The 13,080-nt window shown below is 59.6% G+C and carries 11 protein-coding genes and 1 pseudogene; 8 read left to right on the forward strand and 4 right to left on the reverse strand.

Annotation, left to right across the window (positions count from 1 at the left end; translation table 11 throughout):
- Positions 1–239: 239 nt before the first annotated feature.
- From fliF to SBC1_RS17160, 6 genes and pseudogenes are all read left to right on the forward strand, one after another.
- Positions 240–2,016 (forward strand): annotated as a pseudogene (gene fliF, locus SBC1_RS17135) (flagellar basal-body MS-ring/collar protein FliF).
- Positions 2,006–3,001, forward strand: coding sequence for a flagellar motor switch protein FliG (gene fliG, locus SBC1_RS17140; protein ID WP_165092863.1), 996 nt, complete (start codon positions 2,006–2,008; stop codon positions 2,999–3,001). Before fliF ends, fliG begins: the two are co-directional and overlap by 11 nt.
- A complete protein-coding gene (gene fliH / locus SBC1_RS17145; protein ID WP_165092864.1) occupies positions 2,994–3,695 on the forward strand; it encodes a flagellar assembly protein FliH in 702 nt (233 codons plus the stop codon). Before fliG ends, fliH begins: the two co-directional genes overlap by 8 nt.
- The gene (gene fliI / locus SBC1_RS17150; protein ID WP_255540186.1) at positions 3,692–5,239 is read left to right on the forward strand and encodes a flagellar protein export ATPase FliI; all 1,548 of its coding nucleotides are present in this window, start codon (positions 3,692–3,694) and stop codon (positions 5,237–5,239) included. The genes fliH and fliI overlap by 4 nt, the downstream gene beginning before the upstream one ends.
- Positions 5,240–5,269: 30 nt before the next feature.
- Complete coding sequence (gene fliJ, locus SBC1_RS17155; RefSeq protein WP_165092865.1) at positions 5,270–5,719, forward strand: flagellar export protein FliJ; 450 nt, start codon at positions 5,270–5,272, stop codon at positions 5,717–5,719.
- Between the two features lie 56 nt (positions 5,720–5,775).
- On the forward strand, positions 5,776–7,338 hold the full coding sequence (locus SBC1_RS17160) for a flagellar hook-length control protein FliK (RefSeq protein WP_165988649.1): 1,563 nt from the start codon (positions 5,776–5,778) through the stop codon (positions 7,336–7,338).
- A 227-nt stretch (positions 7,339–7,565) separates the two neighbouring features.
- On the opposite strand, the gene SBC1_RS17165 is transcribed toward SBC1_RS17160, so the two are convergent.
- The 4 genes from SBC1_RS17165 to SBC1_RS17180 all read right to left on the reverse strand — a co-directional run bounded on the left by SBC1_RS17165 (position 7,566) and on the right by SBC1_RS17180 (position 10,418).
- Complete coding sequence (locus SBC1_RS17165) at positions 7,566–7,856, reverse strand: hypothetical protein (protein WP_165988651.1); 291 nt, start codon at positions 7,854–7,856, stop codon at positions 7,566–7,568.
- Between the two features lie 373 nt (positions 7,857–8,229).
- Complete coding sequence (locus SBC1_RS40600; protein WP_165988653.1) at positions 8,230–8,514, reverse strand: PAAR domain-containing protein; 285 nt, start codon at positions 8,512–8,514, stop codon at positions 8,230–8,232.
- A 1-nt stretch (position 8,515) separates the two neighbouring features.
- Positions 8,516–9,595: a hypothetical protein gene (locus tag SBC1_RS17175; RefSeq protein ID WP_165988656.1), complete on the reverse strand. Its 1,080-nt coding sequence runs from the start codon at positions 9,593–9,595 to the stop codon at positions 8,516–8,518.
- Positions 9,585–10,418, reverse strand: a complete 834-nt coding sequence (locus tag SBC1_RS17180; protein WP_165988658.1) for a phage late control D family protein — start codon at positions 10,416–10,418, stop codon at positions 9,585–9,587. The genes SBC1_RS17175 and SBC1_RS17180 overlap by 11 nt, the downstream gene beginning before the upstream one ends.
- Positions 10,419–11,436: 1,018 nt before the next feature.
- On the opposite strand from SBC1_RS17180, the gene fliL reads away from it, so the two are divergent.
- Positions 11,437–11,931, forward strand: a complete 495-nt coding sequence (fliL, locus tag SBC1_RS17185) for a flagellar basal body-associated protein FliL (RefSeq protein ID WP_165092867.1) — start codon at positions 11,437–11,439, stop codon at positions 11,929–11,931.
- Between the two features lie 141 nt (positions 11,932–12,072).
- Entirely contained in the window at positions 12,073–13,071 is a 999-nt protein-coding gene (gene fliM / locus SBC1_RS17190; protein ID WP_165092868.1) for a flagellar motor switch protein FliM, read from the forward strand.
- Positions 13,072–13,080 lie beyond the last annotated feature (9 nt).

Raw genomic sequence — 13,080 nt, forward strand, 5'->3', positions numbered from 1 at the left:
CCACAGGCTGGCGTCTGCGCCGGAGCCTGAGCGGTTCGCCACATGGCCTGACCGATTAGGAAAAAGTCTAGCAGCAGCGCCATTTCGCAAAGCGGGGAAAGGAAACCAAAACTCGCTTCTGTTCGCTGAATCGACTTACCTCTCCTTACGGATAATTCCTCTCATGAAAGTGCCTGCAGTGCGCACGGCCGTCGCCGGCGCACCTCGCAGAAAACGCAAGACTCGGAGAGTTTCGAAGCATGGATTCCACAACCAACCTGATCAACCCGGACGCCCGCATGGGTCTGACTGGCGCGCAGCCAGGCGCCGCCGGGTCGATCGCCGCAGGTGCGGGCGGAGCCGGCTACGCGGGCGGCACGGACTTCGGCGGCAGTGGCTTCGGTCCGCGCATGCCGATGCTCAACCAGTTCCGCAACAACCCGCGCATGCCGCTGATCATCGCCGTGGCCATCCTGGCCGTGGTGGTGGCGGGCCTCGTGATGTGGTCGCGCCAGCCGGATTACCGGGTGTTGTTCAGCAATCTCTCCGACCGCGACGGCGGCGCGATCATCGCTGCACTGCAGCAAGGGAATATTCCTTACAAGATCGCCGAATCCGGTGGCGCGATCCTGGTTCCCAGCGACGCGGTGCATGAAACCCGCCTGCGCCTGGCGTCCCAGGGCCTGCCGAAGAACGGCTCGGTCGGCTTCGAATTGATGGACAACCAGAAGTTCGGTATCAGCCAGTTCGCCGAGCAGGTCAACTATCAACGGGCGCTTGAAGGCGAACTGGAAAAAACCATCGCGTCGATCTCCTCGGTGCGCGAAGCCCGTGTTCATCTCGCCATTCCCAAGCCCACCGTGTTCGTGCGGGAAAAGGAACTGCCGACCGCGTCGGTCATGCTGAATCTCTACCCCGGCCGCGCGCTGGACGAGGGTCAGATCCTCGCGATCCAGCACATGGTGTCTTCCAGCGTGCCGGACCTGCCGGTGAAGGGCGTGACGATCGTCGACCAGGACGGCAACCTTCTTACGCAGCAAAGCTCGGCGAACGGCCTGGACGCGTCGCAGCTCAAATACGTCCAGCAGATCGAGCACAACACCCAGGGACGTATTGACGCCATCCTCGCCCCGCTGTTCGGTGCCGGCAACGCGCACTCGCAGGTGAGCGCGGATATCGACTTCTCGAAGCTGGAGCAAACCGCCGAAAGCTACGGTCCGAATTCCAACCCGCAAAACACGGCGATCCGCAGCCAGCAGTCGAGCGTTTCCAATGACAGCGGCGGCGCGAGCGTGGGCGGCGTGCCGGGCGCGCTGTCGAACCAGCCGCCGGCCGCGGCGTCCGCGCCTATTGACGCAGCCGCCAGCGGCGTTGACGGAAAAGCCGCACCCGTCAGCATGCACAAGGACACCACGACCAATTACGAAGTCGACCGCACCGTGCGTCACTACGAGCAGCCGATGGGCGGCATCAAGCGCCTGTCCGTCGCCGTGGTGGTGAACTACCAGAAGCAGGTCGATGCCAAGGGCATTGTGACCATGCTGCCGCTGCCCGCCGACAAGCTCGAGCAGGTGCAGCAACTGGTGAAGGACGCGATGGGCTACGACGAAAAGCGTGGTGATTCGGTGAACGTGGTCAACAGCACCTTCCTGGTGGATTCGACCGTGATTCCCGACGTGCCGTGGTGGCGCACCCCGGACATGATCGCGCGCGCCATCCAGCTCGCGAAGTACGCGGGGATTGGTGCGGTGGCGTTGTTCCTGTATTTCAGCATGGTGAAGCCGGCGCTGCGCCGGGCATTCCCGCCGCCGCCGGAGCCTGCCGCGCTCCCCGCGCCGGGTGACCTGTCGCTGCTCGACGGGCCGTCCATGCCGAAGTCGCAGGTAGAAGAAGAAAAGGATGCCGAGGTGAGTTTGCTCGGTCACGAAAGCAACAAGGCCAAGTTCGAACGCAATCTCGACTACGCGCGCATGGTTGCGCGCCAGGATCCGAGAATCGTCGCGACGGTCGTAGAACTGGGTGTCCGATGAACGCTGAAGGCCTCAATAAAGCCGCGCTCCTGCTGATGTCGATTGGCGAATCCGAAGCGGCGGAAGTGTTCAAGTACCTTGGACCGCGCGAGGTGCAGAAGATCGGCGCGACCATGGCGACGTTGAAAAATGTGACGCGTGAACAGCTCGATAACGTGATGACCGAGTTCGTTCAGGAAGCCGAGCAGCACACCGCGCTGTCGCTTGATTCGAGCGAATATATCCGGGCGGTGCTGACCAAGGCGCTTGGCGAAAACAAGGCGGGCGCGCTGATCGACCGGATCCTGCAGGGCAGCGATACCAGCGGCATTGAAGGGCTAAAGTGGATGGATTCGGCCGCCGTCGCCGAACTGATCAAGAATGAGCATCCGCAGATCATTGCGACCATCCTGGTTCACCTGGACCGCGACCAGGCGTCCGAGATCGTGGCGCTGATGACCGAGCGTTTGCGCAACGACGTGCTGCTGCGCATTGCCACGCTCGACGGCATCCAGCCGGCCGCGCTGCGCGAACTTGACGATGTGCTGACCACCCTGCTCTCCGGCAGCGACAACCTGAAGCGCGCACCAATGGGCGGTATCCGCACGGCGGCGGAAATTCTCAACTTCATGTCGACGGCGCACGAGGAATCCGTGATCGAAAACGTGAAGGAATTCGATGCGGAACTGGCGCAGAAGATCATCGATCAAATGTTTGTGTTCGAGAACTTGCTCGAACTCGACGACCGCGCAATCCAGTTGCTGCTGAAAGAAGTGGAATCAGAAACGCTGATCATCTCGCTGAAGGGTGCACAACCGCCGCTGCGGCAGAAATTCCTCGCGAACATGTCGCAGCGCGCCGCCGAACTGCTGGCCGAAGATCTCGACTCGCGCGGCCCGGTGCGGCTCTCGGAAGTCGAAACGCAGCAGCGCAAGATCCTGCAGATCGTGCGCAACCTGGCCGAATCGGGTCAGATCCAGTTAGGCGGCAAGGCCGAGGACGCATATGTCTGACGCTGCCGAAGCCGCCAAGAAGGCTCACGCTGCCGATGCGGCCAAAAAGGCCCGCATGTCCGCTTATCAGCGCTGGGAGATGGCGTCGTTCGATCCGGTTCCGGTCGATCGCAGCGGCGCCGATCAAGCTGCGCTGGAAAAGCACTTGCGCCGTGTTCGCGATGAAGCGCACGCGCAGGGGCTGGCATCGGGCCATGTGGCGGGTCAGGCAATGGGCTACAAGGCCGGTTACGACCAGGGTTACGAACAAGGCGTGGAAGAAGGCCGCCGCGCCGCACGGGCGGAAGCCACGCGGCTGGCGCAGATGGCCGATACCTTCAAGACCGCGCTGCAAGCCGCAGACGCGGTCGTTGCCGAGGCGCTGACGGCGCTGGCGCTGGACATCGCGCAGCAAGTGGTTTCGCAGCATCTGACACTCGATCCGACCGCGGTGCTGGCGGTCGCGCGCTCGGTGATCGCGGCCGAACCGGCGTTGGCCGGCGCGCCGTATCTGACAGTGAATCCGGCGGATCTGCCGATTGTCGAAGCGTATTTGCTGGAAGAGCTTCAGGCGGCGGGATGGTCGGTCAGGACCGATCCGGATATTGAGCGCGGCGGTTGCCGGGCGCACGCGGCAAGCGGTGAAGTCGATGCAACCAATGTCACGCGCTGGGAGCGTGTGGCGGCGGCGCTCGGGAGGTCACAGCCGTGGTGAACTCGACCCATGTCAATGCGAGCGCTGTGCGCCGCGTCACGCAGGAAGGCTTGAGCGAGCTCGAACAGGAACTGGCGCGCGCGTCGTTCGGGCCGCTCGCTGCGGACGACAACGCCGAACCGACGATCGAAGAAATCGCGGCCCAGACCATTGTCGATCTCGCCGATATGGCGAACAACCCGCATCTGGATGGCTGGCGCGCGCAACTCGAAGCCAGCAAGGCGCGCAGCCAGATATCGAAACCGTTGCGTGCGTGCGGGCGTCTCACGCGTGCAGCCGGCCTGGTTCTGGAAGCCGTGGGATTAAAGCTCGGCGTGGGCTCGGAATGCATGATCGAGTTGCCTGCCGGCAGTTCGATCCCGATGGCCGAGGCCGAAGTCGTCGGTTTCTCCGGCGACAAGCTGTTCCTCATGCCGACCACTGAAGTCTCCGGCCTGTTGCCCGGGGCACGCGTGTATCCGCTGGAAAGCGCACCAATCAATGACCCGATGGCCGGCGCCAAGCGTTTGCCGGTCGGTTGGGAAATGCTTGGCCGTGTGGTCGATGCGTCGGGCAAGCCGCTTGATGGGCTTGGGCCCCTTGGCTCGAAGGTCGATGCGCCGCTGACCGCGCCGACCATCAACCCGCTCAATCGCGAACCTATTCACAAGGTGCTCGACGTCGGCGTGCGCGCGATCAATGCGTTGTTGACCGTGGGACGCGGCCAGCGCATGGGCCTGTTCGCGGGCTCGGGCGTGGGCAAGTCCGTGCTGCTCGGCACCATGGCGCGTTATACGAGCGCCGAAGTGATCGTGATCGGGCTGATTGGTGAACGCGGCCGCGAGGTGAAGGAATTCATCGAGCAGATTCTTGGCGAAGATGGGCTTGCGCGCTCGGTCGTGGTGGCGGCACCGGCGGATGTGTCGCCCATTTTGCGGATGCAGGGCGCGACCTACGCGACCTCGCTAGCCGAATATTTTCGGGATCAGGGCAAACACGTACTGCTGCTGATGGATTCGCTCACGCGCTACGCCATGGCGCAGCGCGAGATTGCGCTCGCGATCGGCGAACCGCCCGCCACCAAAGGGTATCCGCCGTCTGTGTTCGCCAAACTTCCTGCGCTGGTTGAGCGCACCGGGAACGGTCGGGAGGGGGCGGGATCGATCACGGCTTTTTATACGGTCTTGACTGAAGGGGACGATCAGCAAGATCCTATCGCCGATTCAGCGCGCGCCATTCTCGACGGCCATATTGTGTTGTCGCGTTCGTTGGCGGAAGCGGGGCATTACCCGGCCATCGATATTGAAGCGTCCATTAGCCGGGCGATGACGGCGCTGATCGACGACAAGCATCTGGACCGGGTGCGTTTATTCAAGCAGATGTTGTCGCGCTACCAGCGCAACCGCGATTTGATCAATGTAGGCGCGTATTCCACGGGGCGGGATGCGTTACTCGATCGGGCGATTGCGCTGTACCCGCGGATTGAAGCGTTTTTGCAGCAAGGATTTCGTGAGCAAGCCATGTTTGAACCGAGCCTGGCCCAACTCGATGCGTTGTTCGAATAAAGATAAAGATAATTTAGGAATCTGACGTCCATGTCCAAGCATCTGCCGATCAATACCCTGATCAACCTCGCGGAAGAAGAATTGGAGGCTGCCACCAAAAAGCTTGGCAGGCTTCAGCAAGAACGTGACGAGGTGGAGACGCAGTTGAACTCGCTGATTACGTATCGCGACGAGTATCACGCGCGTTTTACCGCGTCGGCGCAGGAAGGCACGACCGCGCAGACGCTGCGCAATTTCCAGGCATTCGTCGATACCCTTGATTCCGCCATCAGCCAGCAGCGCGTGTTGCTCGTGGGCGCGAACCAACGGCTGGAAGCGGCCAAGCCGGAATGGCAGCAGCGCAAGCAGAAGCTGGGGTCTTACGAAGTGCTGGCCGCGCGTGGCGAGATGGTGAGGGCGAAGCAGGAGTCGCGGATCGAACAACGTGATTCCGATGAACACGCTTCCAAGATGTTGCGGATGCGCGCCGAGAAAGCGTGAAACCCGCGTAAATTTTTTAGCGATATTTATCGTATACAAGATACAAGAGGCCATGAATGTCGACCGTTAATTCTGCCAGCACCATGCTTGGCTTGAGCGCTGCCCAATCGCGGAATGCGGCGGCAACGTCGGCGCGCGATGACGCGGCGGCATCGTTTGTATCGACGCTGCATAACATAACCACCAAGGCTAACGAGGAAGCGGTCGCGCAGGCGCGCGTGCAAGCGCAGGCGCAGGCGGCGAAAGCTGCTGCGGCGGCATCGGCGGCGCGCGGCGGTGTTCACGACGCGCCCAAGCCCGACGACGCTTCAACTGCGCAGGCTAAATCAGCGGCGCAAGCCGATAGCGCGGATCAGGCGGCGGCAGCGGATCAGACGGGGTCGGCTTCCACGGCTTCGTCTGCTTCATCCTCCGCTGATCAAACACAGGCCGCGACCGCTTCGACGGCGGCGAACGCATCTACGGCGGCGGCTAACGCGACGGCGGCGGATCAGGCGACTCAGACGGATGCGGATGCAGCAAAGGCGCAGCCCGAAGCCACAGCGGCTGCTGCGGCCGCGACTGCAGCGGCGACCGCAGCAGCCATGTTGAAAGCACGAGGTGGTGCGGCCGCCGATCCTGCGGCGGCTTCGACTGACCCGGCTACTGCCGCGATGGATGCGGACGCGATGGGTGCGGACGCGATGGGTGCGACGTCATCCACGCAGTCGAAGAACAAGTCGAGCGACGCCAAGGCTGCGGATGATGCGCTTCAGGCTGCGCTTGCGCAGTTGGCGAATACGCAGGGTGCTGCAACGCCGTCGCCTGATGCAGCGGCGGTGGCAGCCGCTGCAGCGGCGAATGGTGCGAATGCGGCCAACGGTGCGAATGCGAACGCGGGTGGCAAGGGTGGTGGTTCGAGGCCGTCGAACCGGGCGATATCGCTCACAACCTCCTCGGGCGATGGGGCGAGCCGCACATCGACGACGCAGCAAGCTGGCGCGACCTCGGCTACGCAACAGGCCGATGCAACGGCGCAGGCGACCGCGACACCGGCTGATGACGGCAGTGCTGCTTACAAGGCGACTGCTGAGGCTGCTGCACATTCGGCTTCGATGCAGGCTGCTTCGGCGACGGCCAGTAGCGCTCCGGTGCAGAGTGCGGCGACGGCGGCTGGCAGTGCGGCTATTGCGCCGCATGTCGGATCGAGTGGATGGGATGAAGCGTTTAGCCAGAAGGTGGTGTTTCTGTCGAATGGTCATCAGCAGAGTGCTGAATTGACGTTGAACCCGAAGGATCTGGGGCCGTTGCAAGTGGTCTTACAGGTCACGGACAACCATGCCCATGCGTTGTTTGTTTCGACGCACGCGCAGGTTCGGGCGGCGGTCGAGGCGGCGTTACCGACTTTGCGTGAAGCGATGCAAGGCAGCGGGATATCGCTAGGCAGCACGAGCGTAAGCGACGGTTTCGTGGGTCAGCAGGCGAGCCAGCAGGGTGGCGGGGCGTCGTCGAATGCGGGCAGCGGTGGCCGAGGCGCGGGTGGAGTGAGCGGCGCGGATGACGGCGGAAGCGTGGATGCGCTGAGCGCGATCAGCATGCCGGTGCGCAGGCAGGTTGGATTAGTGGATACGTTTGCTTGAAACAAGGCGAGCGCGAGGCTTTGCCGCAAACCGCTTACCCAGCGGGGTTTTCAAGAAAAGTCGCTACGCCTACTCCCTTGGTTACCCAGAGATCAATAACGTTGTTTTTCATCGGCAATTGCACCCTCGCACAACTCATGGCTTGCAGCGACCACCCCGAAAGGCGCGAACAAGCCGCGGGGGTGAGCGACGTAATACCAACATGAAAACGTCATAACCCGTCGACGTCACTCCACGCGGGTGTTACTGCGTCCGGCATAGGGCACAAAATGCCATTGCTCGAACTCGGGATCGTACAGTGCAATCTGCTTGTAATCCTTTGGCTCACCGCGCGTTAGCTCTATCGACCCAAGGGCGCGTTCGGCCAGCAGGTCGATGCGTCTCTCGGACCAGGACAGGATATTGGCGGCGGTTTCCTGCCACGCATACAGGCCCGCGAGTTCCCGATACTGGGAGTATTCGGCAAGCATGACGGCATCGACTTCGAACCGTGGGGGATAAGCCGCCCAATGATGCATGACGGTGCAACTTCTGCCGAATGCGCCGCTTGGCCGCGTGAGAATTCGGCCATCACACGCGGGCCATCCAACATGGATATCGGCTATGAGCCCCTCTTCGTCAGGATCACAGAATAGATTTTTATCGATTTCGGATGCGGCTATGACTCGATAAGACGGCCCATTTCTCGCCAAATGGGCCGCTTCGATGATGGCATCGAACGGTGAAAGAAAACATGTGACGGCACGACCAAGTTCCGTCTGTGCCGCGTCTATGCACCAATCGCCACCACTGTCTTTCAATAGCAGGACATAGGCGGGCAAGGTACAGAAAATGGCCGTCCAAGGTTTCGTTTTTTCCGCATCCGTATCGGCTCCGGCACCGGCATCAGACTCACATCGTCATGTCATGTTGAGAAGCAAGGACAAGCGGCTTCGGCTCGCATTTGCATTCGCAAATGTCAAATTCGAGCGCTGGCCGTTGGTTCATCATCATAAAATCGTCGTCGGAGCGCGCGCCACTCGGAGCTATTATTCCCTCCGTCTTGCAGACAGGACACGAAACTTTCGCATACAGAAAGCTCAGGCGTGTCCCTTCATGTTCCATGTCTTCGACCCCTTCGGTCACGATTCCGCCAACCGTGGTCCGGTCCCACTGCTTGATAAGAGCGCGATTCATGTCACGCTCCTAACCAGTACCAGGTGTACTGATAGCGTCCCCCGCCCTGAAAATCAGGCATTAACTCACCAGCAACAAAACGGCGTAAATCGCGGGGATTGACTGCGTTCGTCTTATTGCCGACTGCGTCCGATGTTGCCGATATCCATCGCCCTTCACGGGGACACGGATCGCCCACCTTGCAAAACGTGTGGAGAGCGTCGTCCGCTTCCCATTGCCAGCGCAACATGCCGTATAACTCCTTGCCGTCTTCGTCTTGTACGTTGTCCCATTGCGGCGCTATTGCGTCCTTGCGGAATGTGAAAACAAAGCGGCTCGTCTGGCCGCTATTGGAGACAAGGCGGTAATGTCCAGCTTCTGGAAAGGCTTCGCTAGGTTTAACGGGGAAGCTGGACATTTTCGCGCGGTGACGCGCTTCGTAGTCCTTCCATTCCTGAGGGGTGGACGGATAGTCACGGTCGAAAGTGACGCGGGAGGGCTTGCTAGTGTCCGAACGAAAATTAACTTTGCCCATAGTCGCGACGACGCCATCACCTGTAATACCGGTATTTACCAGTGCATATAGCTGATATGTTCCGCGCGGCACTTTCCCCTCAGGGACGGTCAGAAACTTAAATGTCACCGAGTCACCAGCAGGTATCGTGACGATTTCTTCAGGAAATTCAGACTTATTGACCAGCGGTAGACCTGCGAGACGTGCGTTCCATCCATCTTTGCTTTCTACGCGAGAACCGCCGACGTCGAGTTGATCGCCGAAGTTGGCCGACCAACGATCGGGGGTAAACATTTTAATCGGATATTGCCCGCTATTGATGAAGGCCACGGATATCAAATAATTCTCTTTTTGCGGAACAACACTTGTAACTTTTGCGTCAAGCTTGACTATTGCTCGACCGTTGTGCATATACGCGTTACGCGTTCTGAGGTAGAAGTGATCAACAAGAGTGCAAAGCTCGGCAGGAAGTTCATATGTTTTACCCTGAGAGGTTTTGACCTGTCCGTCCCGCACACAGTCGACCGAATAAACCGTGGCCGGCTCCACCGGTTCAACTTCATTTTTCAGACCACCCTCAGAAGCCATGCATAGTGCCGTAAATATATGGTTGCTGATATGTTGTGGGGTCGGCGGGAGCAACATTCACTTCAGCTTTAAGCCGTTCCCATGCCAAATCAGGGTTGTAATCCGCCACAAGGATGGAGTTTGGAACCATGTTAGTACGCGTATGCAGTACGGACACGGATTGCTCGGCGGCATCTAGCCCGGAAATTTCACGGTAAGGCGCGGTGAGCGTGGGCTGATAAATGTAATGGTCTATATCGTCACCGAACACCACAACGTCCCCATGCTTTCCCTGCATGTTGTAGCTATAAATGCCTTCTTGCTGCATTAAGATCTGGATAAACTGCCAGTCCCCCACGTCGTACTGGAACCGGAACGCGTGCCGCGGGTACTCACGACGCAGCGTGAAAATGAACTGGTGGTCCATGAGTTCATTACGCAGCAAGATTTCTTTGATAACGTCCGGCCCGCTCTTGTGTTGGTACGTCTTGGTTGTACGCGGATTAAGGCAACCAATATGCGCCTCGATCACGATTTCATAGATATTCTGATCTTTCGTCGTCTTCAGGTGGGTGAAGTGCGTAATCCGCCCACCCCATATGCGAGGTTCCACGCCGTGAAGCGCTATCTTGAACTTGGCCTCATGGCCGAGAATCAAGTCACGTTTGAACTTGGTAGGGTGTGTCGCAACGATTTCAATGCGGTATGGCTCACCGGCTTTTTCGGCGAGCATGAAGGACATAACTGAAATGTCCTTGATTTGTTCTTCTCCCACGACCTGGAGAAAGTAGGTCGCGTGTCCTGAAAGCGGGCCTTGTGGTAACTCCGTGCGCGTGGTACCCATTGCGTGCGTCTCCCTCTGATTTTTTCGTAAAAGTTATGATTTGTCGCAGAATGCAGAAGAGCATTGCGGCTTTACATACGAAAACTCTTAATTGGTCGGCATTCGCGCGTAAACCCTAGCGCAATCGCATGGAAGCTCATTAACAAGTGCGATCGCCCTGCGCGTCTGTCGGAAGCGCTCGGGCAGGGTGGCTTCGTTTTATTTGCTATCGCTCAGTCGTTTTCGGATTCATTTTTCTGTTCCCACTCTTCAAGCGCGCGTCATGCAATCAGCACGCATCGCGGCGACGGTCGCATTTCCTTTGGCACGTTACCTCGGCACCGCATGCGGAAATACGACGCTCGTGAGAGCTCATAGCGTCGGCAAAACTCATCGATCGAAATTGCCCCATTCAGATCGAGAGAGGTTTCCTTATGTTCTTGGGTGTGAGTCAGGTTGGCGCTGCCTGGTGTGTCATCCGTTCTCTCGCAGAAAGTGTTCACGGGCGCTATCAGGTTGCCGGGTCAATCCATGTCGTTTTCAATCGGCAATGATGGAGACGACTCCCCGTATATCTCGCTCCCGCCCCCACATGAGACAGGCTGCTGGCAGCCCGACCACACTTGTAACCTGTAACCGCTGTCTCATGACAGCGTGGCGAGCTTGTGCGGCTTTGCTAGCGTCATCATCGTTCGCGGGTTGCTTCTCAAACCACCGTTCCCAGGCGTGTGGCTAATAGTGATAAAGAAATTAGCCAACTCAGGCAGACCGCTGACCTTGAAAGCAGCAACCCGGCACCAACCCCGACCGTTACACCCTCCGAACCTGACAACCTGGCATAGACTCGGCTCGCCAGGCCTTCACCCACGCAAGCCCCGCCGGCCCCCGTCCCCCCGCACCCCCAAGCCCCACCCAAAACCGTCCACCGGTGCCAACAAACCCCAAACTCACGAGTTAGCCCTAATAACCCCTTCTGTTCGGGCCATCACGGAACCTCACTTTCGCCAACAATTCAGGCTACAGAAAGAGGTCCGCAATCATGGCAAGCACCACCGCAACTCAACAACCCATCGTCACCGTGAAAAGCGGCAGGATGAAGCGCATCTTGCTCATCGCGGCGGGTCTTATCGTTTTGCTGGGCGCCGGCGGGGCTGGTGCTTACTACTACTTCCTGCACAAGCCCGGTTTGGGTCAGCTGACAAAACTGGCGCCCTCCGCGCCCCCGGTGTTCTTCCCGCTGGAGTCGATGACGGTCAATCTCCAATCCGACGACACCATGCATTACTTGCGTATCGGCTTGACGCTGAAGCTGCCGGACCAGAAGGCGCAATCCGCGCTGACCGAACGCATGCCAGAGGTACGCAGCCACATTCTGATGTTGTTATCGGCGAAGCGGCCGGACGATCTGGCCGGGATCGACGGCAAGCGTGAGCTTGCGAAGGAACTGCTGGAGACGGTCCAGAAGACGGGTGGCACGCCGGACAGTCCGGCGCGTGTCCAGGAAGTGTTGTTCACGGAATTCGTCGTTCAATAATCCGCGCGATCACCCTCGCCTTCAGCCGCTCAAGCTAACGCAAACGCTAGCGCAAACACGCAAACGCTAACGCGGTCGCCAAAGCAACAAGACGCAACCGCCAGGCATCAAGCAACCGCGCACAGGAACCAAGGAACACTCATGGGCCACGAAGAGTTCATGTCGCAGGAGGAGGTGGATGCCCTGCTCAAGGGCGTCACCGGGGAAGTCGACACAGTCGCCGACGAAACACGCTTCCACGGCGTGCGCCCCTACAACCTCGCGACGCAGGAGCGCATCGTCCGGGGCCGGATGCCGGGCCTGGAAATCATCAACGACCGCTTCGCGCGCCTCTTGCGCGTGGGCATCTTCAACTTCATGCGGCGCTCGGCGGAAATCTCGGTCGGCCCGGTGAAGGTGCAGAAGTACAGCGAATTCACCCGCAACCTGCCGATCCCGACGAACCTGAACCTCGTCCACGTGAAGCCGTTGCGCGGCACCTCGCTGTTCGTGTTCGATCCGAACCTGGTCTTCTTTGTCGTCGATAACCTCTTCGGCGGCGACGGCCGTTTCCACACGCGCGTGGAAGGCCGCGAGTTCACGCAGACCGAGCAACGCATTATCAGCAAGCTGCTGAACCTCGTGTTCGAACACTACGCGGCATCGTGGAAAAGCGTGCGGTCGCTGAACTTCGAATACGTGCGCTCGGAAATGCACACGCAGTTCGCCAACGTGGCCACGCCGAACGAGATCGTGATCGTCACGCAGTTTTCCATCGAATTCGGATCGACCGGCGGCACGCTGCATATCTGCATGCCGTATTCGATGATCGAACCCATTCGCGACATCCTCTCCTCGCCCATTCAAGGCGAAGCGCTGGAAGTGGATCGCCGCTGGATCCGCGTGCTGTCGCAACAAGTGCAAGCGGCCGAAGTGGAGCTCACGGTGGATCTGGCGGAGATCGGCACGACGTTCGAAAAGATTCTCAACATGCGAGCAGGCGATGTCCTGCCAATCAACGTCCCCGAATTGGTCACGGCAAAAGTGGACGGTGTGCCAGTGATGGAATGCGGCTACGGAATTTTCAATGGTCAATACGCGTTGCGCGTCCAGAAGATGATCAGCGCAACCGACACGATGAAGGAAGGTGGATATGAGTGACGTAACTGA

This window comes from Caballeronia sp. SBC1, assembly GCF_011493005.1.
Taxonomy (GTDB): domain Bacteria; phylum Pseudomonadota; class Gammaproteobacteria; order Burkholderiales; family Burkholderiaceae; genus Caballeronia.

Bases quoted from the DNA above. Each gene is read 5' to 3' on its own strand.
- fliM (WP_165092868.1), top strand. From the start codon at position 12,073: ATGGGCCACGAAGAGTTCATGTCGCAGGAGGAGGTGGATGCCCTGCTC.
- fliJ (WP_165092865.1), top strand. From the start codon at position 5,270: ATGTCCAAGCATCTGCCGATCAATACCCTGATCAACCTCGCGGAAGAA.
- SBC1_RS40600 (WP_165988653.1), bottom strand. From the start codon at position 8,514: ATGAATCGCGCTCTTATCAAGCAGTGGGACCGGACCACGGTTGGCGGA.
- SBC1_RS17160 (WP_165988649.1), top strand. From the start codon at position 5,776: ATGTCGACCGTTAATTCTGCCAGCACCATGCTTGGCTTGAGCGCTGCC.
- SBC1_RS17175 (WP_165988656.1), bottom strand. From the start codon at position 9,595: ATGGCTTCTGAGGGTGGTCTGAAAAATGAAGTTGAACCGGTGGAGCCG.
- fliL (WP_165092867.1), top strand. From the start codon at position 11,437: ATGGCAAGCACCACCGCAACTCAACAACCCATCGTCACCGTGAAAAGC.
- SBC1_RS17180 (WP_165988658.1), bottom strand. From the start codon at position 10,418: ATGGGTACCACGCGCACGGAGTTACCACAAGGCCCGCTTTCAGGACAC.
- fliH (WP_165092864.1), top strand. From the start codon at position 2,994: ATGTCTGACGCTGCCGAAGCCGCCAAGAAGGCTCACGCTGCCGATGCG.
- fliG (WP_165092863.1), top strand. From the start codon at position 2,006: ATGAACGCTGAAGGCCTCAATAAAGCCGCGCTCCTGCTGATGTCGATT.
- SBC1_RS17165 (WP_165988651.1), bottom strand. From the start codon at position 7,856: ATGCATCATTGGGCGGCTTATCCCCCACGGTTCGAAGTCGATGCCGTC.